At 74.1% G+C, this 18,758-nt stretch carries 21 protein-coding genes; 10 read left to right on the plus strand and 11 right to left on the minus strand.

Annotation, left to right across the window (positions count from 1 at the left end; genetic code table 11):
- Positions 1-28: 28 nt before the first annotated feature.
- Both CP974_RS14365 and metG read left to right on the plus strand, forming a co-directional pair.
- A complete protein-coding gene (locus CP974_RS14365; protein ID WP_031128405.1) occupies positions 29-1,882 on the plus strand; it encodes a VWA domain-containing protein in 1,854 nt (617 codons plus the stop codon).
- Between the two features lie 155 nt (positions 1,883-2,037).
- On the plus strand, positions 2,038-3,657 hold the full coding sequence (gene metG / locus CP974_RS14370; protein WP_031128404.1) for a methionine--tRNA ligase: 1,620 nt from the start codon (positions 2,038-2,040) through the stop codon (positions 3,655-3,657).
- 241 nt (positions 3,658-3,898) lie between these two features.
- Here metG and CP974_RS14375 read toward each other — a convergent pair whose 3' ends face one another.
- Together CP974_RS14375 and aspS are read right to left on the minus strand one after the other, a co-directional pair.
- Positions 3,899-4,618, minus strand: coding sequence for a L,D-transpeptidase family protein (locus tag CP974_RS14375; RefSeq protein WP_107066982.1), 720 nt, complete (start codon positions 4,616-4,618; stop codon positions 3,899-3,901).
- A gap of 583 nt (positions 4,619-5,201) precedes the next feature.
- Positions 5,202-6,968 carry an aspartate--tRNA ligase gene (gene aspS / locus CP974_RS14380; RefSeq protein WP_031128402.1) on the minus strand — a complete coding sequence of 589 codons (1,767 nt, stop codon included), beginning with the start codon at positions 6,966-6,968 and terminating at the stop codon, positions 5,202-5,204.
- A gap of 167 nt (positions 6,969-7,135) precedes the next feature.
- On the opposite strand from aspS, the gene CP974_RS14385 reads away from it, so the two are divergent.
- Positions 7,136-9,265, plus strand: coding sequence for a SpoIIE family protein phosphatase (locus tag CP974_RS14385; protein WP_031128401.1), 2,130 nt, complete (start codon positions 7,136-7,138; stop codon positions 9,263-9,265).
- Here the strand turns inward: CP974_RS14385 and CP974_RS14390 are convergent.
- Positions 9,232-10,305: an AI-2E family transporter gene (locus CP974_RS14390; RefSeq protein WP_031128400.1), complete on the minus strand. Its 1,074-nt coding sequence runs from the start codon at positions 10,303-10,305 to the stop codon at positions 9,232-9,234. The genes CP974_RS14385 and CP974_RS14390 overlap by 34 nt on opposite strands.
- A 303-nt stretch (positions 10,306-10,608) precedes the next feature.
- On the opposite strand from CP974_RS14390, the gene CP974_RS14395 reads away from it, so the two are divergent.
- The 6 genes from CP974_RS14395 to CP974_RS14415 all read left to right on the plus strand — a co-directional run bounded on the left by CP974_RS14395 (position 10,609) and on the right by CP974_RS14415 (position 13,402).
- Positions 10,609-11,088, plus strand: a complete 480-nt coding sequence (locus CP974_RS14395) for an Asp23/Gls24 family envelope stress response protein (RefSeq protein ID WP_031128399.1) — start codon at positions 10,609-10,611, stop codon at positions 11,086-11,088.
- Between the two features lie 27 nt (positions 11,089-11,115).
- The gene (locus CP974_RS29620) at positions 11,116-11,331 is read left to right on the plus strand and encodes a hypothetical protein (RefSeq protein ID WP_051838871.1); all 216 of its coding nucleotides are present in this window, start codon (positions 11,116-11,118) and stop codon (positions 11,329-11,331) included.
- Positions 11,328-11,735: an Asp23/Gls24 family envelope stress response protein gene (locus CP974_RS14400; protein WP_031128396.1), complete on the plus strand. Its 408-nt coding sequence runs from the start codon at positions 11,328-11,330 to the stop codon at positions 11,733-11,735. Before CP974_RS29620 ends, CP974_RS14400 begins: the two co-directional genes overlap by 4 nt.
- 52 nt (positions 11,736-11,787) lie before the next feature.
- On the plus strand, positions 11,788-12,510 hold the full coding sequence (locus CP974_RS14405) for a DUF6286 domain-containing protein (protein ID WP_037936384.1): 723 nt from the start codon (positions 11,788-11,790) through the stop codon (positions 12,508-12,510).
- A 43-nt stretch (positions 12,511-12,553) separates the two neighbouring features.
- Positions 12,554-13,162, plus strand: coding sequence for a hypothetical protein (locus CP974_RS14410; RefSeq protein ID WP_031128394.1), 609 nt, complete (start codon positions 12,554-12,556; stop codon positions 13,160-13,162).
- Between the two features lie 84 nt (positions 13,163-13,246).
- Entirely contained in the window at positions 13,247-13,402 is a 156-nt protein-coding gene (locus CP974_RS14415) for a DUF6131 family protein (RefSeq protein ID WP_085921228.1), read from the plus strand.
- Between the two features lie 178 nt (positions 13,403-13,580).
- On the opposite strand, the gene CP974_RS14420 is transcribed toward CP974_RS14415, so the two are convergent.
- The 6 genes from CP974_RS14420 to CP974_RS14440 all read right to left on the minus strand — a co-directional run bounded on the left by CP974_RS14420 (position 13,581) and on the right by CP974_RS14440 (position 16,920).
- Entirely contained in the window at positions 13,581-14,552 is a 972-nt protein-coding gene (locus CP974_RS14420) for a pirin family protein (RefSeq protein WP_031128393.1), read from the minus strand.
- Between the two features lie 141 nt (positions 14,553-14,693).
- A complete protein-coding gene (locus CP974_RS14425; RefSeq protein WP_031128392.1) occupies positions 14,694-15,104 on the minus strand; it encodes a hypothetical protein in 411 nt (136 codons plus the stop codon).
- A 181-nt stretch (positions 15,105-15,285) separates the two neighbouring features.
- Positions 15,286-15,456 (minus strand): LURP-one-related/scramblase family protein, encoded by a 171-nt coding sequence (locus CP974_RS30250; protein WP_223844627.1) that lies wholly within the window; start codon positions 15,454-15,456, stop codon positions 15,286-15,288.
- The gene (locus CP974_RS14430) at positions 15,405-15,866 is read right to left on the minus strand and encodes an LURP-one-related/scramblase family protein (protein ID WP_223844626.1); all 462 of its coding nucleotides are present in this window, start codon (positions 15,864-15,866) and stop codon (positions 15,405-15,407) included. The genes CP974_RS30250 and CP974_RS14430 overlap by 52 nt, the downstream gene beginning before the upstream one ends.
- A 201-nt stretch (positions 15,867-16,067) precedes the next feature.
- Complete coding sequence (locus CP974_RS14435) at positions 16,068-16,523, minus strand: SseB family protein (RefSeq protein WP_031128391.1); 456 nt, start codon at positions 16,521-16,523, stop codon at positions 16,068-16,070.
- Positions 16,524-16,593: 70 nt separating this feature from the next.
- Positions 16,594-16,920 (minus strand): hypothetical protein, encoded by a 327-nt coding sequence (locus tag CP974_RS14440; RefSeq protein ID WP_031128390.1) that lies wholly within the window; start codon positions 16,918-16,920, stop codon positions 16,594-16,596.
- A 39-nt stretch (positions 16,921-16,959) separates the two neighbouring features.
- Between CP974_RS14440 and CP974_RS14445 the strand changes: the two genes are divergently transcribed.
- On the plus strand, positions 16,960-17,637 hold the full coding sequence (locus CP974_RS14445) for an SMI1/KNR4 family protein (RefSeq protein ID WP_031128389.1): 678 nt from the start codon (positions 16,960-16,962) through the stop codon (positions 17,635-17,637).
- Here CP974_RS14445 and CP974_RS14450 read toward each other — a convergent pair.
- Positions 17,615-17,893: a DUF397 domain-containing protein gene (locus CP974_RS14450; RefSeq protein WP_078915304.1), complete on the minus strand. Its 279-nt coding sequence runs from the start codon at positions 17,891-17,893 to the stop codon at positions 17,615-17,617. The two genes, CP974_RS14445 and CP974_RS14450, sit on opposite strands and share 23 nt — an antisense overlap.
- Complete coding sequence (locus tag CP974_RS14455; protein ID WP_031128386.1) at positions 17,874-18,734, minus strand: helix-turn-helix domain-containing protein; 861 nt, start codon at positions 18,732-18,734, stop codon at positions 17,874-17,876. Before CP974_RS14455 ends, CP974_RS14450 begins: the two co-directional genes overlap by 20 nt.
- Positions 18,735-18,758: the final 24 nt, after the last annotated feature.

The following is an 18,758-nucleotide window of genomic DNA, read 5'->3' on the forward strand; positions in this document are numbered from 1 at the left end:
GCACCCAATATGCGAAAGGCCATGGCCCATGGGCATTCGGAGCTTGCTGCGCAAGGTGTTCGGCCGCGACCGCGACGACGAGCGGGACGCGGGTACGTCGACGGCCACTCCCTCCGTCCCGCCCCAGGCGGAACGCACGGTGCCGCGGGACGAGCCGTCGACGTCGGCGACGGTCCCGTCCCAGCAGGACCGCCAGGACACCGACCGGTCCCCGGAGGAGGTCGCGGCGGAACTGGTGGCGGCGTCCTTCGACGACCCGAAGCCCACCATTCCCCCCGCCCGCACCGACTCCGCCGCCCACCCGGAGCCGGAGGCCGCCGCGGAGCCCGAGGCGGACGCCGCCGCCCCGGCCTCCGGGACCGTCACCCCGGCGCGCGAGGCGGACGCCGCCCCGGCACCCGAGTCCGGGGCCACCCCGGCGCGGGAGGCGAGCGTCCCGGCACCCGAGGCGGACGCCGCCCCGGCCGGCCCGGAGGCCGAAGCGGCACCGGAGCCCGCCACCGAGGCCACCGCCGCCCCGGCGGAGGCCGCAGCCGCGCCGCAGCCCGCGACCGAGCGGGAGCCCGAGGCCGCGCGAAGCGACGCTTCCGAGGAGAAGACCGACCCCGCGGCCGCCGCCTCGGCGGTGCCCGAAGCCGAGGCGCGGGCCGCCGAGCCCGGTGACGCCCCCTCGGACGGCAGGCCCGCCACCGAGGCGAGCACCCGGCCGGAGGCCGGGCCCGACGCCGACGCCCCTGCGTCCGTGGATCGGGCGCCGACCGCCGGGAACGACGCCGCCCCGGCCCCCGCTCCGGCCGCCGGGACGGCGGAGACCCGCACGCCGGACACCGACGCCGACGCCGATGCGACCGCGGGTACCGAGGCCACCGGGGCCGGACCGCAGGAGGCCCGTGACGGGGCCACCGCCGAGGAGGAGAGCGGGCCCGCCGCCGACCCGGAGCCCGAGACCACCGCGGCGGACGAGCGCCCGGCGACCGCCGGCGACCCCACCGCCGCCGCGGGCCGCCCCGACCCGGCCCCCGCCCAGGACGAGCCGGAGCCCGCCACCACGGACCAGCCCGAACCGTCCGCCACCGACGCACCCGAGCCGACCGGCATCACCGCCACCGAACCGGCCACCGCCGAAGCAGTCCCCGCCCCCGAGCCGGCCACCGCCGAAGCAACCACCACCGAAGCGGCCCCCGCCCCCGCCCCCGCCGACCAGCGCGAGCCCGGCACCTCCGCCGTGGCCCTGCGGCAGGTCAAGCGCGTCGCGCCGGAGGGCGTGGCCGAGGCGTACAAGGCCGCCGGTGCGGCGCTGCGGGGGCGCGGGCTCCTCGGGGCGCGCGCCACGGTGTACCTGGTGCTCGACCGGTCGGGCTCCATGCGCCCGTACTACAAGGACGGCAGCGCGCAGCGCCTCGGCGAGCAGGCGCTGGCCCTCGCCGCGCACCTGGACGAGAAGGCGACCGTGCCCGTCGTCTTCTTCTCCACCGAGATCGACGGCACGGGGGAGCTGACCCTCGACAACGCCGAGGACCGCGTCACCGCCCTCCACGACGGCCTCGGCCGCATGGGCCGCACCAACTACGACCGCGCCGTGCGCGAGGTCCTCGCCCACCACGAGAAGGCCGGCCCGGACCGCCCCGCGCTGGTGGTCTTCCAGACGGACGGCGCCCCGGAGTCCAGGACGGCCGCCACCCAGGCCCTGGAGGAGGCCGCCGCGACGGGGCGGCCGGTGTTCTGGCAGTTCGTGGCGTTCGGCGAGGAGGACGCCAAGGCGTTCGACTACCTCCGCAGGCTCGACGTCGCGAACACCGCCTTCGTCCACGCGGGGCCCGCCCCCAAGGACGTCCCGCACGCCCGCTTCTTCCGGGAGCTCCTCGCCGCCTGGTCCGTCTGAGGCCCGGCGCCCACCGCCGGTGCGGTGACCGGGCCGGCCGCCGCGGCCCGGTCGCCCACCGGACCGGCGGCCCGCCCGGCCCCCGCGGCGCGAGCGACGTCCCGCACCGTGAACGACGGCGAGGGGCGCTTCGGCCGACCGATAGGATTTCGACCATGGCGGCCACTGGATCCGAGAAGCAAGGGGGCGAAGGCGTGAAGTCCTTCTACGTCACGACCCCCATCTACTACGTCAACGACGCTCCTCACCTGGGCCACGCCTACACGACCGTCGCAGGCGACGTGCTCACGCGCTGGCACCGTCAGCGCGGCGAGAAGGTGTGGTACCTCACCGGCACGGACGAGCACGGTCAGAAGATCATGCGCACGGCCGACGCGAACGGGGTCACCCCGCAGGAGTGGTGCGACAAGCTCGTCGAGGAGGCGTGGAAGCCCCTCTGGGAGCACCTGGAGATCGCCAACGACGACTTCATCCGCACCACGGAGAAGCGCCACACCGACCGCGTCCAGGAGTTCGTGCAGGACCTGTACGACAAGGGCGAGATCTACAAGGGCGGCTACGAGGGCCCGTACTGCGTGGGCTGCGAGGAGTACAAGCTCCCCGGCGACCTGATCGAGGACGAGCAGGGCGCCAAGCTCTGCCCGATCCACAAGAAGCCGGTGGAGATCCTCAAGGAGGAGAACTACTTCTTCAAGCTCTCCGCCTACGGCCCGAAGCTGCTGGAGTTCTACGAGGCGAACCCGGACTTCATCCAGCCCGAGTCGGCCCGCAACGAGGTCGTGAACTTCGTCAAGCAGGGCCTCCAGGACCTGTCGATCTCCCGCTCCACGTTCGACTGGGGCATCCCGATCCCGTGGGACGACAAGCACGTCATCTACGTGTGGGTCGACGCCCTGCTGAACTACGCGACGGCCGTCGGCTACGGCGCCGACCAGGCGAAGTTCGACGCGACGTTCCCGGCGGACGTGCATCTGGTCGGCAAGGACATCCTGCGCTTCCACGCGGTGATCTGGCCGGCCATGCTGATGGCGCAGGGCCTGCCCGTGCCGGGGAAGGTCGCCGCGAACGGCTGGCTGATGGTCGGCGGCGAGAAGATGTCGAAGTCGAACCTGACCGGCATCAAGCCGCAGGACCTGACCTCGCACTTCGGCGTGGACGCCTACCGCTGGTACTTCCTGCGGGCCATCGCGTTCGGCAGCGACGGCTCGTTCTCGTGGGAGGACTTCACCGCCCGCTACACCTCCGAGCTGGCCAACGACTACGGCAACCTCGCCTCGCGCGTCGCGGCGATGGTCGGCAAGTACTTCGACGGCGCCCTGCCGGAGGCCACGGCGGCCGGGGACGCCGAGCAGGCGGTCCAGCGCGGCCTGGCCGAGGCGGTCGCCGAGGCCGACCGGAAGATCGGCGAGGAGCTGGACTTCCAGGGCGGCATCCTGGCCGTCTTCGACTTCGTGAAGCAGGTCAACGGCTACATCACGGAGCAGGAGCCCTGGAAGGTCGCCAAGGACGACTCGCCTGAGGGCCGCGCCCGTCTGGCGACGATCCTCTACACGGCGGCCGAGTCGCTGCGCGCCGTGGCCGTCCTGCTCAACCCGGTCATGCCCGAGACCTCCCAGAAGCTGTGGGAGTCCCTCGGCGCGGAGCCCGCCCTGGGCGCCCTCGCCGACCAGCGGCTCGCCGACTCCGGCCGGTGGGGACAGCTCCCGGCCGGGGTGACGGTGACGAAGGGCGCGGTGCTCTTCCCGCGTCTGGAGGAGCCCAAGAAGGACGCCTGACGCACGCCCGGCCCCGGCGGGCCCCCGGCACCCGTGGGCAGCCGGGCCCCCGGCCGGATGGCCGGGCCCCGGCCCCGCCCGGCCGCACCACCGGTACCACCGCTGCGACCGCCGCCCCCGCCACCCGGCCGGGGCGGCGGTCGCCGCCGTATGGGGCCTGCCCCCGGTCGTCACCGGTGGGGCACCCCGACGGGACCGTCACGACGATCCCTGCCGTCACCGGCGGGGCACCGCCGCCCGGTCAGCGGGCCAGGCTCGCCACGTCCCCCATCACCACGACCGGCTGGTGCGCCGGGTCCAGCCAGCGCAGCAGCTCGCGGATGTGCGTACGGAGCAGCGAGACGCAGCCCTGCGTGGGGCCCTCGTGGTCGACGTGGATCCAGATGCCGCCGCCCCGGTCCTCTCCGAGCGGCCGGGTCTTGTCGAGGGGGGTCGTGCCGGGCACCCGGTTGTAGTTGATGGCCACGACGTGGTCGAAGGAGCCCTCCAGCGGTTCGCCGAGGGAGCCGCTGCCGACGGCGACGAAGTGGCGGTCCTCGTCGTACGGGAGCCGTGTGCCCGGATCGGGGAGGAGGCCGCCCGCGTCCGTGAGCCGGAAGACGCCGACCGGGGAGCGCAGGTCGCCCCGGACGTGGTGGTCGGTCCAGCCGCTGACCGCGTTGTGCGCGGGCCACGGGGCGGAGGCGGCGGTCCAGCCCGCGCCGGGCCGGCGCTCGTACAGGGTGGCCGTGCCGGTGCCGACGTCCCGGCCGTGCCCGCGGACGACGACGGCCTGGAGACTGGCGGGCGGGATCTGCGCGCGGGTCCTCGGGCCGAGCCCGGGGATCTCGGCGGGTGCGGCGGGCGGTCCCGGCACGCCCCTGCGCGGCGCGGTCGCCGCCGGGGACGCCGTGCCCCGCGGGGCCGTGGTGCCCTGCGCGGACCCCGTGCCCTGCGCGGACCCCGTGCCCTGCGGGGACACGGTGCCCTTCGGGCCGGGGACGGCGTGCCGGTGAGCCTCGCCCGGCGCCGTACTCCGCACCTCACCGCCCGCCGCGCCGGCCCCGCCGGGGCCTTCCGGCGCACCGGAGCCGCCCGGCGAACCGGGTCCGGCCGCCGTGCCGGCGGGGCCGGACGGGCCGCCGGGGCCGCCCGGTCCGGTGGTGCCGCAGGCGGACAGGGGCAGCAGCGCGAGCAGCAGCGTCGCGGCGAGGAGGCGGTGGGGGCTTCGCTGGACGGGCGGCATGTCGGGCCTTTCGGGGCGGTCGGTGCGCGGTCTCCCCATCAGGGGTCCCACGCCGGGCCACGGCCGGAACGCCCCACCCCCCAGATCGCCCCCGTACGCACGACCGGGCCACCGCCCGACGGCCCTCCGACGGCCGTCCCGAGGGCCCGCCCGGCAGCCCTTCCGCCGGCCCCGAGGGCCACCCGGCGCTCCGGCCGCCCCGGCCACCCCGGCGACCACCCGGCGGCCCCGCCGGCGGCGGGTACGGGAAGGGCCCCGAAACCGGTCGATCGGTTCCGGGGCCCTCGCCCACGCCCGTGCCTGCCGGGCTACATCCGTCCTACTTGTCGGCCGCGGGCTTGCGCAGCGCGATGTTCAGCTCGCGCAGCCGGGCCTCGTCCAGCACGGTCGGGGCGCCCATCATCAGATCCTGGGCGTTGCCGTTGAGCGGGAAGGCGATCGTCTCGCGGATGTTCGGCTCGTCGGCGAGCAGCATGACGATGCGGTCCACGCCCGGGGCGATGCCGCCGTGCGGCGGGGCGCCGAAGCGGAACGCGCGCAGCATGCCCGCGAACTCCTCCTCGACGGTCTCCCGCTCGTACCCGGCGATCTCGAACGCCTTCAGCATGATCTCGGGCTCGTGGTTCCGGATCGCGCCGGAGGACAGCTCGACGCCGTTGCAGACGATGTCGTACTGCCAGGCGAGGATGTCGAGCGGGTCCTTCTCCTCCAGGTCCTTCATGCCGCCCTGGGGCATGGAGAACGGGTTGTGGGAGAAGTCGATCTTGCCGGTCTCCTCGTCCTTCTCGTACATCGGGAAGTCGACGATCCAGCAGAAGCGGAAGACGTCCTCCTCGAAGTGGCCGGCGCGCCTGGCGGCCTCGACGCGGACCGCGCCCATGATCTTGGAGACCTCGTCGAAGTCGCCCGCGCCGAAGAAGACCGCGTGGCCGGGCTTCAGGCCGAGGCGGTCGACCAGCGTCTTGACGTTCTCCTCGGTGAGGAACTTCGCGATGGGGCCGGTGAAGGCCATGTCCTCACCGACGCGGATCCAGGCGAGGCCCTTGGCCCCCTGCTCCACGGCGAAGTCGCCCATCGAGTCGAAGAACTTGCGCGGCTGGTCCTGCACGGCCGGGACCGGCAGGGCGCGGACATGCTTGCCCGCGAACGCCTTGAACTCGGAGTCCGCGAAGACGTCCGTGATGTCGACCAGTTCGAGCCGGGCGCGCAGGTCCGGCTTGTCGGAGCCGTACTTCAGCATCGCCTCGCGGAACGGGATGCGCGGGAACGGCGAGGTGACGTGGCGGCCGCCGCCGAACTCCTCGAACAGCTCGGTCATGAGCTTCTCGATCGGCTGGAAGACGTCCTCCTGCTCGACGAAGGACATCTCCACGTCGAGCTGGTAGAACTCGCCCGGCGAGCGGTCGGCGCGGGCGTCCTCGTCGCGGAAGCAGGGCGCGATCTGGAAGTAGCGGTCGAAGCCGGAGACCATCAGGAGCTGCTTGAACTGCTGCGGCGCCTGCGGGAGGGCGTAGAACTTGCCCGGGTTGAGGCGGGAGGGCACCACGAAGTCGCGGGCGCCCTCGGGCGAGGTCGCGGTGAGGATGGGCGTGGCCATCTCGTTGAAGCCGAGGGCGACCATCTTGTGCCGGATCGCGGAGATCACGGCCGTGCGCAGCATGATGTTGCGGTGCATGCGCTCGCGGCGCAGGTCGAGGAAGCGGTACTCCAGGCGCCGCTCCTCGTTGACGCCGTCGTCCGCGTTGATGGTGAAGGGCAGCGGGCCGGCGGCGCCGAGCACCTCGACCTCGGAGACCTCGACCTCGACCTCGCCGGTGGGCAGGTCCGCGTTGACGTTCTCGGCGCCACGCGAGACGACCTTGCCGTCGACGCGGACGACGGACTCCTTGGTCTGCTTGTCGAGGGCCTCGTACGCGGGGGTGCCGGGCCGGGCGACGAGCTGCGTGATGCCGTAGTGATCGCGCAGATCGATGAAGAGGATGCCGCCCAGGTCGCGCCGATTGTGCAGCCAGCCGCTCAGCCGGACGTCGGTGCCGACGTCAGAAGCGCGGAGCTCGCCGCAGGTGTGGGACCTGTACCGATGCATCGTGGTTCATCCAGTCTTCGCGGATCGGGGTCTGTGGTGCGTGGTGCTGTCGTGCACGGCTTCACGGACGCGTGGTTTCACGTGAAACACAGACCAGGGTACCGGGCGGCGGGTTCCGGGCTTTCGCACACTGGCGTCGCCTCCACCCATCTCCATAAAGTGGGGCAATGCACACCGAGGACGTCCTTGCCGCGATCCTGACCGGTCTGTGGCGGTGGGACAACGCGACCGAGGTCGTCCAGCTCGACGCCGAGGCCGCCCGTCTGCTGGGGCTGCCCGCCGAGCCCGTGGAACTGTCGGAGGGCGCCGTGCGCTCCCGCCTCCACCCGGTCGACTGGAACGAGATCGACGGCGTGGTGAACCTCGCGTTCGCCGAGGGCACGCTCGCCGAGTCGCTGCTGCGGGTGATGGACGAGAACGGCCGGGTCCTGCGCACGGTGCGGTCGCGGGCGAAGCCGATGGCCTCCGAGGGGGGCGTCGGGCTGCGGCTGGTCGGCACGTTGCAGGAGGTGTCCGAGCAGGAGCCGGGGCGGGCGGCGCGGCAGCCGGTGACAGGTGACTGGCGGCGGTCGCGGGAGGCGTTCCTGCTGGACGCGGGCCGGGCGCTGGCGGAGGCGCGGTCCACGGCGGAGGTGCTGCGGGTGGCGGCGTCGCTGTCGATGCCGGGGTTCTCGCCGGACGGGCTCGCGGTGTTCGGCACGGCGGGAGACCGGCTGACGATCATCGGGCAGCACGGGCACAGCGCGGGGGACGAGGGGCCTTTCGCGGACATGCCGCTGGACACGGACTACCCGGCGGCGGAGGTGGTCCGCACCGGGCGGGCGATCTACCTCTCCACGCCCGACGAGTACCGCGGGCGGTTCCCCGCGACCTGGCCGCTGGCGCGGCGGTTCGGCCGGGAGTCGTGGGCGTTCCTGCCGCTGATCGTCGCGGGCCGGACGATCGGCGCGTGGATGGCGGCGTTCGCGCACCGGGTGGGGTTCACTCCGGACGAGCGGTCGGTGCTGACCACGGTGGCGCGGATGCTGGCGCAGGCGCTGGCCCGTGCGGGGGTCGCGGAGACGGAGCGGGAGCTGTCGCTGGGGCTCCAGCGGACGATGCTGCCGGTGCTGGGTCCGGCGATCCCGGGCATGGAGGTGGCCGCGCGGTATGTGCCGACGGGCGGCGGGCTCCAGGTGGGCGGCGACTGGTACGACATGATCCCGCTGCCCGGCGGGCGGGTGGCGTTCGTCATCGGGGACGTGCAGGGGCACGACGTGCGGGCGGCGGGCCTGATGGGGCAGCTGCGGATCGCGCTGCGGGCGTACGCGTCGGAGGGGCACCGGCCGGACGCGGTGCTGTCGCGGGCGTCGCGGTTCCTGTACGGGATCACCGAGGGCGCCCACGGGGTGGACGGCCGCGCCCCGGCGGCGGTGTCCGACGACGGGGACGGCACGCGGTTCGCGACCTGCCTCTACCTGGAGGTGGACCCGGCGACGGGCACGCTGGACATCGCGCGGGCCGGCCACGTGGACCCGGCGCTGCTGCTGGCGGACGGCACGGTGATGATGCGGCCCACCGACGGCGGGCTGCCGCTGGGGATCGTCCCGGACACGGACTACCCGACGACGCGGATGACGCTGGAGCCGGGCGAGACGCTGATGCTGTGCACGGACGGCCTGCTGGAGACCGGCGGGCACGACATGGAGACGGGCTGGCTGCGGGTCCGCAAGCTGCTGGAGGAGTACGAGCCGCGCCGGGAGTCGCTGGAGGTGCTGGCGGACTCGCTGGTGCAGGCGGTGCACGGGCCGGGTTCCCACCACACGGTGGGCCCGCTCGCGGACCGGCGCGAGGACGACATCGCGGTACTGCTGCTCTCCCGTACGGGCGAGCCTGCCGGGCGGACGGCCCCGCGCCGTACGGTGATGACGGTCGCGCAGGCGGAGCCGGAGCGGATCGCGGGCGTGCGGCGGCATGTGCGGGACCTGCTGCACGACTGGGCGGACGAGGACCAGGTCGACTCCGCGGTGCTGATGGTGTCGGAGATGGTCACGAACGTGCTCGTCCACACCGACGGGGACGCGCTGCTGGTCGCGGAGGCGCGCGGGGAGCTGGGCGCGCGGCGGCTGCGGGTGGAGGTCGCGGACTCCGGCGACGAGCTGCCGCACCGCAGGCGGCCCGGTGAGATGGCGTCGTCGGGGCGCGGGCTGATGCTGATGGAGATGCTGGCGCACGCGTGGGGCGTGGACCCGCGCGGCGAGGGCAAGTCGATCTGGTTCGAGCTCTACGAGGGCGGGACGTCCGCGGCCGGCGGTTGACCGTAGTGCCGCCGCACCTCCTCCACCGCGCCGAACACGGCGGCGGTGAAGGGCACGGCGAGCAGGATGCCGAGGATGCCCGCGACGGCCGCCCCGGCGGCGAGCGCCAGCAGGACGACCGCGGGGTGGAGCTGGACGGTGCGGCTCTGGACGACCGGCTGGAGGATGTTGCCCTCCAGCACCTGCACGGCCAGTACCACTCCGAGCGCCCACAGGGCGATGACCAGCCCCCGGTCGGCGAAGGCGACGAGCACGGCTACGGCCCCGGACAGGAAGGCGCCGAGGTACGGGATGTAGGCGCCGACGAAGACGAGCGCGCCCAGCCCGACGGCACCCGGCACGCGCAGCACCAGCAGCCCGGCCGTGATGAGCACGGCGTCGATCAGGGCGATGAGGGTGGTGCCCCGCATGAACCCCTCGACGGACTGGAACGCCCGGCGCGCCATGGCCTCCACCAGGTCGCCGGTCGTGGCGGGCGCGAGCGACCGCAGCGCGGCCACGGCCCGCCCGGAGTCGCGCAGGAAGAAGAAGACCAGGAACAGGGCGAGCACGGCCATGGCCGCGACCTCGACGACGAGCCCGAGTCCGCTGATCACCCCGGTCGCGGCGGTGGAGCCGAAGCGGGTGACGAGGTTCCTGGCGTTGGCGGCGAGGTCGTCCAGGGAGGTCCCCTCGACGCCGATCCGCCCCGCGAGGTCCTCGGCGGCGCGGCGCAGGGAGGAGACGATCTGGTCGCCGTTGTCGATGAGCGCGGCGACCACGATGTAGGCGGCGCCCCCGAAGACCGCGACGATCGCCGCGCAGGTCAGCCCGGCGGCGAGGGACCGGTGGACGCCGACCGCGACGAGGCGGCGGTGGAGCGGCCCGAGAAGGGCGGTGCCGAGCAGCGCGAGGAGGAGCGGGGTGACCGCCGTCCGGAAGGTGACGACCAGCCAGACGGCGACGGCCGCGGCGCCCGTGACGAGGAGGCCGACGGCGCACCAGGCGGCGAGGCGGCGGACGGGTTCGGGCAGCAGCGGTGGCGGCGCGGGCGACGGCACGCCCTCAGCCGACCACGCCGGCGCGGGCCCCGCCCCTCGGCGGGGCCCGCACGGGTGATGCCCCGTCAGGCAGCCGTGGCGGTCGGCCCTGACCCCCTGCCCCGGACGTCCGGGGAGCGGTCGGCGGCCGCGGCCGGCGGCCGCCGCGCGTGGCCAGGCAGCGGTTGACGGTGATCCGGCGCATTCGGATTGCGCGTGGTGCGGATCACACCCCACACTCGTGGTGAGCGACATGTCCGATATGCCCACATCCTTTGACGGGTGCCACACCAGTGTCCAACCGATCGAGGCGAGGCGACCGCGATGACGGACGACAACACCAGCACAGGCAACCGGCCCGAGACGGGCAAGAGCGCCCTGCAGGGCCGTACGGGGGCCGGGGCTCCGGCCGAGAGGAGGGGTAAGACCACCATCGCGGACGGCGTGGTGGCCAAGATCGCCGGCATGGCGGCCCGCGAGGTACCGGGCGTCTACAGCCTGGGAGCGGGCATGGCCCGCGCCTTCGGCGCCGTACGGGAACGCGTCCCCGGCGGCGGCAGCGGGGCCGTCACACGGGGGGTGAAGGTCGAGGTCGGTGAGCGTCAGGCCGCCGTGGACCTGGACATCGTCGTCGAGTACGGCGTGCCCATCGTCGACGTCGCCGGGGGCGTGCGCACCAACGTCATCGGCGCCGTGGAGCGGATGACGGGCCTGGAGGTCGTCGAGGTGAACATCGCCGTCGACGACGTCCACCTCCCCGACGAGGAGGACGAGGCGGAACCGGAAGAGGGCCGCGTGAGGTGATCCACCGCCGCCCCCTGACGGACACGCGTGACCACGCGCACGGTGACGTGCCTGCGCGAGACGGGTGAGTGCGAGATGAACACAGCGACGACGGGGCTCGCGGCCGGAATGGCCCTGGGTTTCGCCGGATACTTCGGCGGCTTCTGGGCGTTCCTGCTGGTGCTGGTCCTGGGCGCGGCGGGTCTTGTCGCCGGCCTCGCCCTCCAGGGCGACCTCGACCTCCGGACCCGGAGGCAGCGGTGAGGACCAGGTCCGCTCCCCCGGACGAGGGGCCGGACCCGGCGGCCCCGGCCGCCGGGCTTCCGCCCCCGGCCGAGCGGGGCGCCACCGTGATCCCCGACAGGGTGGTCGCGCGCATCGCCGCCCGGGCCGCCCGGACGGCCCAGTCCCGGCGCGCCGCCGTACCGCCGGACCGGGGCCGGCCGGAGGCGCCCCACGCCTCCGCCACCGTCCGTGCCGGATCGGTGCGCCTGCACCTGGCCATGGACCTGCCCTACCCCACCGACATCCCCCGCGTCTGCGAGCGGATCCAGCGGGACGTCGCCGAACGCGTCGCCCAGCTGACCGGTCTGCGGGTGGGGGAGGTCCTGCTCACCGTCCGGCGGCTGATGACCGCCGCCGACGTCGGCCGGGGGCGGGTCCGGTGAGCGGCCGCGCGGCCCGGACCACCGGGCACACCGCGGCGGAAGGGCGAACGCGATGACACCCGACACCGGTTCCCCCGGCCGCGGCTCCGCGTCGTCCGCGCACGGCGACACCGCGGCGCCCGCGTCCCGCGCCACCGGGCCGTCGGCGAAGGAAGCCGGCCCGCCTGGACACGGCCCGTCCGCTCCGGACCGCGCGGCCGCCGGAACCGGCGATGAGCGCGGCGGGGGGCACCGGACGCACCGGAAGTGGTCCGCGCGCCGCGTCACGTCGGCCGTGGTCGCCGCGGTGATCCTGGTGGCCGCCGTCGCGGCGCTGGTCGACGTCATCGCCGTACGGGCCGGGCGTCCGGCGGCGGCCTGGCGGCGGCACCTCGCCGACGAACTGGCCACCCGTCCGGTGGACGACGTGTGGATGCTGACGGGAGCCGCCGTGGCCGCCGCCCTCGGCGTCTGGCTGATCATCCTGGCCCTCACCCCCGGCCAGCGCCGCTGGCTGCCCATGCGCTCCCCCGCCGACTGTCCCCGGCTGCGGGCGTTCCTGGACCGCGACGGCGCCGCCGACCTGCTGCGCAACGCCGCCATGAGGGTTCCCGGAGTCAGCGCGGCGCACGTCCGGGTGCGCCGCCACCGCATCAGGGCCCGCGCCGACGTCCGCTTCCGCGACGCCCGGCAGGTGAGGGACGACCTCACCGCCGTCCTGGACGAGGAGCGGGACCGGCTGGCCCTCGCCCGGCCTCCCCGCGTCGTCGTACGGGTGCGGCGACGACCCGACTGACCGAAGCCCCTCAGGAAGAAGACCCTCGGCCCCGGAGCCCGCCATGACACCGCGACCCGCACTCAACCGCAGCCTGCTGGCCCTCGCCGGGCTGGTGCTGCTCGGCGGCGGACTGCTGGTCCTCTTCGCCGGGCTCGACCTCTACCGGCGACGTGATCTGGTCCCGCCCGCCGGCTGGCCCCTGACCACGCCGGACGACGTCCTGCTCGCCGCCTCCGACCGCGAACGCTGGAGCGATCAGGGCTGGTGGTGGTGGCCGGCGGTCATCGCCGCCCTCTCCCTCGTCGCCCTGCTCGCGCTGTGGTGGCTGCTCGCCCAGCCGAGCCGGCTCCGCCCCGGCACCCTGCCCGTCGGCGGCACACCGCCGCAGGAGGGCGTCGCACTGCGCGACCGCGCACTCGGCGACGCCATCGCGGCCGAGGCCGGCGCCCTGCCGGCCGTCGACCACGCGTCCGTACGCATCACCGGTCGGCCGACCCGCCACCGCGCCCGCGTCGCACTCGCCCTCACGCCCGAGGGCGCACCCGGCGCCGCCCTCGGCGCCCTCTGCGAAGGCCCCCTGGGCACCGCTCGGCGGTCCACCGGCCTCCCCGACCCGCCCACCGAGGTGCGCCTGCAGGTCACCCGCCACGGACCGACCCGCGTGGAGTGAGGAGGAGACCGGCCGCTTCAGCCCCCCGCGCCTCGCGGATCACCGCGGTCCGCGGCAGGGGCACTTCCCACCGAAGGAGGAATCATGCTCATCCTGGGCGTCATCCTGCTCGTCATCGGCCTCATCACCGGCGTATCCATCCTGTGGACCATCGGGCTCATCCTGGCGGTCATCGGGGCCGTCCTCTGGATCCTCGGCGCCACGGGACACGCCGTCGCCGGCCGACGCCACTACTGGTGATCGGCCCCCGGAGACCGGGGTCCCCGGACTCCGCAAGACCACGGCCGCCCGCCCGCGGACCACCGAACGGGAGCGGCGGCCGGGAGCGGCGGCCGGGAGCGGCGGCCGGGTCCGGGGGCGGACGGGCCCCGTCCGCCCCCGGACCGGGCCCGTCCGCGCGGTCCGGCCGCGCCGGCCCCTACAGCCCGCCCTCGGACATCCCGTGCACCGCGGGGACCGTCCCGAGCCGCCCCTTCTGGAAGTCCTCGAACGCCTGCTGGAGTTCGTCGCGCGTGTTCATGACGAACGGGCCGTAGTGGGCCATCGGCTCACGGATGGGCCGCCCGCCGAGGAGGACGACTTCGAGGTCCGGTGTGGAGGAGTCCTGGTTCTCGTCCGCGCGGACGGTCAGCGAGGACCCGGCCCCGAAGACGGCGGTCTGCCCGAGGCGGACCGGCCGGCGCTCGGTGCCGACGGTACCGCGCCCGGCGAGGACGTACGCGAGGCCGTTGAAGTCCTCGCGCCAGGGCAGCGTGACCTCCGCCCCCGGCGCCACCGTCGCGTGGACCATCGTGATCGGCGTGTGCGTGATGCCGGGGCCCGCGTGCCCGCCCAGCTCGCCGGCGATGACGCGCAGCAGCGCGCCCCCGTCGGGCGTGGTCAGCAGTTGGACGCTGCCGCCGCGGATGTCCTGGTAGCGCGGCGCCATCATCTTGTCCCTGGCGGGGAGGTTCACCCACAGCTGCAGACCGTGGAAGAGGCCGCCCGAGACGACCAGGTGCTCCGGCGGCGCCTCGATGTGCAGCAGGCCCGAGCCCGCCGTCATCCACTGGGTGTCCCCGTTGGTGATGGTGCCGCCACCGCCGTGGGAGTCCTGGTGGTCGAAGATCCCGTCGATGATGTAGGTGACGGTCTCGAAGCCCCGGTGCGGGTGCCACGGGGTCCCCTTCGGCTCTCCGGGCTGGTACTCCACCTCGCCCATCTGGTCCATCATGATGAACGGGTCGAGGTGGCGGTAGTTGATGCCCGCGAACGCGCGGCGGACCGGGAAGCCCTCCCCTTCGAAGCCGCTGGGCGCGGTGACCACGGTGAGGACCTTGCGGGCCCGGCTGTCGGCCGGTGCGGCGACGCGGGGCAGGGTGAGCGGGTTCTCGACGGTGACGGCGGGCATCGGAGCCTCCGGGTGGTGGGTCGGCGTACGGCCAGTTTAGTTGAACCGTGAACTTCTTGCCAGGGCAACGCGCCGCCCGGCTCGCGCATTCCCCACCCCGGCGGGCCCGCCCCACCCAGCGACCGACCCGCGCCGCCGCTCTCAGCGGCGCCCCGCCACGGTGCCCGCGACCAGCCGCACCAGCTCCACGTCCCACGTGGTGAGCAGCACCTCGGCGGGCACCCCGCCGCCACCCGCCGGGACGGCCGTGCACGACAGGGACGTACCGCCGCGCCCGCCGCCCGACACCGCCGACACGGGCCCGGCCAGCCGCGCGCCCGCCGACTCCGCACCGGTCCGGAGAACGGCGCCGGACCGGCTCAGGGTGAGGGTGCCCCGCCGCATGGCGGGGGCCTGCGCGCCCAGCCGGTAGCGGCAGCGCAACCGGACCGCCTCACCCCGCCGGAACGCGTCGACGCGGCGGGCGGAGAGGCGCCGGTCCAGGGCCTTCCCGCCGACCCACACCCCCAGGTCCGTCAGAAAGTGGGCGGCGAGTTCCAGCAGGAGCAGCATGGCGGCGGTCGGCCTCTCGTTCGGTGGATTCGGGTACGGGCGGGCAGGTGCCACGGGCCGGGCGGCCGTATGGGCGGCAGGGCGCACAGGGAGCGGTCGTACAGGAAGGGACGGACTCGGTACAGGCGGTACGGGTGGTACGGGTGGTACGGGTGGTACGGGCGGTACGGGCGGGTCCCGGTCAGCGGCTCTGCAGGGCGTCGAGCCCGACGGCCATGCAGAGCGCGAGCACGGGGTCGAGCTCCGGGTCCCGGACGTGCACGACGTACCGGTCGCGCAGCCCCCACAGCCGCTCGACCGTCAGGACGGGCTCGCCGTCGCGCACGAAGTCGAAGTGGTAGACGAACGGCATCGGCGGCACCGGCACGGGCAGGAACGTGTCGACGAGCTGCCACCCGCGCCGGGCGACGGCCACGGGGAGGCTGCGCTCCCGGCCCACGGCGGGCGGTCGACCCGGGGGACGAGGTGCCAGGTGGAGCGCAGCAGGGAGGCCCTGGCGTCCTTCCTGAAGAAGCCGAGCGGCCGCCCGTCCGGGCCGGTCACGTCGTACGCGGCGCTGAGGTCGAGCACCTTGAGCGCCTTGAACCCGCCGAGCCGCCGCGCCCGGTCCTCCCCGGACCAGAAGGTCAGCTCCTCCTTGAGGGCGAAGCGTTTCTGCTCGGCGAACGCCAGCACGTCCCCGCCGTCCGGCGCCGTGACGACGTACCGGTTGACGAGCGGGGCGATCCGCTGGGTCAGGAGATAGGCACCGAGCTGTTCCACACTCGAACAGTAGGCAGCGCCCGAGCCCCCTCCCCTCCGCCTCAGGGGGGATTGGGCCCCCCGCCGACCGGAGGGGGACAAACCGCCACCGGAGGGGTTGCGCTGCGGCGGCTCAGCGGTGCACAGCGGCGGCGCGGCGTTCGCGGCCGGGCCGCCGGGTCACCGGGTCACCGGGCGGCCGGGCCGCCGGAGGACGTGCGGCTAGCCGTACATGCGGCGCATCGCGAAGTCGACCATCTCCTCGACGGCCTTCGCGTCGAAGACGATCCGGTGGTCGCCCTCCATGTCCAGCACGAAGCCGTACCCGGTCGGGAGGAGGTCCAGGACCTCGGCGCCGGTGATCACGAAGTACTTCGACTCCTTGCCGGCGTAGCGGCGGAGCTGCTTCAGGGAGGTGAACATCGGGATGACCGGCTGCTGCGTGTTGTGCAGCGCGAGGAAGCCCGGATTGTCGCCGCGCGGGCAGTACACCTTCGACGTGGCGAAGATCTGCTGGAAGTCCTCGGCGGCGAGGGAGCCCGTGGTGAACGCGCGCACCGCGTCGGCGAGGGACGGCGGGGACGGCTCCGGGTACAGCGGCGGCTGCTGCTGCCCGTACCCCTGCTGGGGCGGGGCGTACTGCTGCTGGGCGCCCGGGTTCTGCTCGTAGCCGTACATGCACGCAAGGGTACTGAGTACGGGCCGCGCCCGTGACGCGTGCCCGGCGGTACGCGGACGCCTCCGGGGCCTACAGGGCGCTCGCCGCGATCAGCGCCGCCGTGGGCGCCAGGGTCGCCGCCGCTCCTACCGACCAGTACAGCCCGCCGCCGCCCTCGTCGCGGCGGCGCAGGGGCCGGTTCACGGCCCACCAGGCGAGCCCGGAGAGCACGACCACCGGCCCGGCCACGACGAACCACGGCCACACGCCGTCGTTCTCGGTCGGCTCCGCCTGCGTCCAACCCAGCGCGGCGAGCGGCCAGTTGGACAGCAGGTACCAGACCATCCAGATCGGTACGACCGCGGGAACGCCGAGCACCAGGTTCGTCCCCGCCCCCACCATCAGCCACTTTCGCATCGGTCCAGTCTGTCAGTGGCACGACCTACGCTCACCCGTATGAGCGCAGACATCTGGGCAGGGGTACGCGAACGGGTCCTCGCGCTGGCGAAGTCCCCCGGCGCCGCGGAGGTGTTCGGCTTCCCGCGCGGCGAACGGGTGCTGGAGGATCCGCTGACGGAGGCGGAGTTGGCCGACCTGGAGCGCTTCTGCGGGGTGCGGCTGCCGGAGGAGTACCGCGACTTCCTGCTGCACGTGGGCGCGGGCGGCGCGGGCCCGGCGTACGGGGTGTTCCCGGTCCGCCGGGGCGACGACGGGACCTGGGCGTGGCACGGCGACGGCGGGGACATGACGCTGGCGCGGCGCCTCGCGGAGCCGTTCGGGCAGCGGATGACCCCGGAGGAGGTCGAGGCCCTGCTGGCGGACCAGCCGGACGAGGAGTCCTACGAGGACATGGACGCCTTCGACCTGGCCTACGAGGCGTGGGAGAAGCGGCTCCTCGCCACCCTGTGGTCCTACGAGCACACGGCCGGCGCGATATGCCTCTGCGACCTCGGGTGCGCCCAGCGGCAGTGGCTGGCCGTCTCCGGCCCGGAGCGCGGCCGCATGTGGGACGACGCCCGCTGCGACCACATGGACCTGGAACCGCTCGGCGTCACCTTCGCCCGGTGGTACCTGGAGTGGCTGGAGGAGGCCGAACGCACGGCGGGAGCGGTCAGCCCTTCAGCGACTCGATGAACGGCGCCCACGCCCGCGCGGACACCACGACCACGCCCCCGTCCGGCACCTTGGAGTCCCGGACGGGCACGAAGCCGGGGAAATGGTCGGCGACTTCGAGGCAGTTGCCGCCAGAGCCGTTGCTGTGGCTGCTCTTCCGCCACGCGGCTGCGCCGAGGAAGCCCTCGGCCACCTGGACGCAGTCACCGCCCGACGCGTTGCTGTAGCTGCTACGCCGCCAGACGGCGGCACTCAGTTCAACGCTCCTGCTTGCCATTTCGGAAGTCCTCGGCCGCTGATTCGATCATGGCGAGGGACGCCTCCGGCGGTAGCGCGGCGGCCCTCAGCAGATCGTACGACCTTTGGTAGTCCGCCACGAGGGCCGGATCGTCGATCGTGTGCCCCGTGTGCAGCGACTCGGTGTAGACGAGCGGCGGAGCGTCGGTGAAGGTCATGATCATGGCACTGCCGACCATGAAAGGGTGCCCTCCAGCGCTCCACGGGAGGACCTGCGTAAAGACGCGTCGCCGCCTCACCAGATGGACGATGCAGTCGAGTTGCTCCGCCATACCCTGAGGCCGCAGCACTGGCTGACGCAGCAGGGACTCGTGCAGTACCACCCAGTACTGGGGCGTCTTGTGGTCGTCCTCGAAGAGGCATGCCCGTGACAGTCGCCCTTCGACCTTGCCCCTCGTCTCTTCCTCGGTCTCCAGAGGATGCGTGGCCCGCACCACGGCCCGGGCGTACGCCTCGGTCTGGAGCAGCCCCGGAAAGACCGTCGGGCACCACTCCTCGATGGTCAGCGCGTGCTTCTCCGCCTCCAGAATGCGCTCGAAGTACGCCGCGTGGCCCCGCCGTCGCGCCCGCCGCACGTCCTCGCAGCACCGTTCGAAGTAGCCGTCCGTGCCCAGCACCCGGTCCACGTGGCGGGCCAGGTCCGGCGGCATGCGGCGCTGGGCGCGCTCGATCTCGCTCAGGTAGGTCGCCCCGTAGAAGCTGCCCTCCACCAGTTGCTCCAGCGTGAGGCCCGCCCGCTCGCGCTGGAAGCGCAGCTCCTTGCCGTAGAAGCTCGGGACGCTCTCCGAGCCGTCGATCTCCACCCGCTGCCCTCGCGCCATCCGCGATCCCCTTTCACATCCGGC

This window comes from Streptomyces fradiae ATCC 10745 = DSM 40063, assembly GCF_008704425.1.
Lineage (GTDB): Bacteria > Actinomycetota > Actinomycetes > Streptomycetales > Streptomycetaceae > Streptomyces > Streptomyces fradiae.

Coding starts and splice junctions, on each gene's coding strand:
- CP974_RS14425 (WP_031128392.1), bottom strand. CDS start 15,104: ATGCTGCTCCTGCTGGAACTCGCCGCCCACTTTCTGACGGACCTGGGG.
- CP974_RS14435 (WP_031128391.1), bottom strand. CDS start 16,523: ATGTACGGCTACGAGCAGAACCCGGGCGCCCAGCAGCAGTACGCCCCG.
- CP974_RS14395 (WP_031128399.1), top strand. CDS start 10,609: ATGACGGACGACAACACCAGCACAGGCAACCGGCCCGAGACGGGCAAG.
- CP974_RS30250 (WP_223844627.1), bottom strand. CDS start 15,456: ATGCCGTTCGTCTACCACTTCGACTTCGTGCGCGACGGCGAGCCCGTC.
- CP974_RS14455 (WP_031128386.1), bottom strand. CDS start 18,734: ATGGCGCGAGGGCAGCGGGTGGAGATCGACGGCTCGGAGAGCGTCCCG.
- CP974_RS14450 (WP_078915304.1), bottom strand. CDS start 17,893: ATGGCAAGCAGGAGCGTTGAACTGAGTGCCGCCGTCTGGCGGCGTAGC.
- aspS (WP_031128402.1), bottom strand. CDS start 6,968: ATGCATCGGTACAGGTCCCACACCTGCGGCGAGCTCCGCGCTTCTGAC.
- CP974_RS14445 (WP_031128389.1), top strand. CDS start 16,960: ATGAGCGCAGACATCTGGGCAGGGGTACGCGAACGGGTCCTCGCGCTG.
- CP974_RS14415 (WP_085921228.1), top strand. CDS start 13,247: ATGCTCATCCTGGGCGTCATCCTGCTCGTCATCGGCCTCATCACCGGC.
- CP974_RS14440 (WP_031128390.1), bottom strand. CDS start 16,920: ATGCGAAAGTGGCTGATGGTGGGGGCGGGGACGAACCTGGTGCTCGGC.
- CP974_RS14385 (WP_031128401.1), top strand. CDS start 7,136: ATGCACACCGAGGACGTCCTTGCCGCGATCCTGACCGGTCTGTGGCGG.
- CP974_RS14410 (WP_031128394.1), top strand. CDS start 12,554: ATGACACCGCGACCCGCACTCAACCGCAGCCTGCTGGCCCTCGCCGGG.
- CP974_RS14420 (WP_031128393.1), bottom strand. CDS start 14,552: ATGCCCGCCGTCACCGTCGAGAACCCGCTCACCCTGCCCCGCGTCGCC.
- metG (WP_031128404.1), top strand. CDS start 2,038: ATGGCGGCCACTGGATCCGAGAAGCAAGGGGGCGAAGGCGTGAAGTCC.
- CP974_RS14365 (WP_031128405.1), top strand. CDS start 29: ATGGGCATTCGGAGCTTGCTGCGCAAGGTGTTCGGCCGCGACCGCGAC.
- CP974_RS14405 (WP_037936384.1), top strand. CDS start 11,788: ATGACACCCGACACCGGTTCCCCCGGCCGCGGCTCCGCGTCGTCCGCG.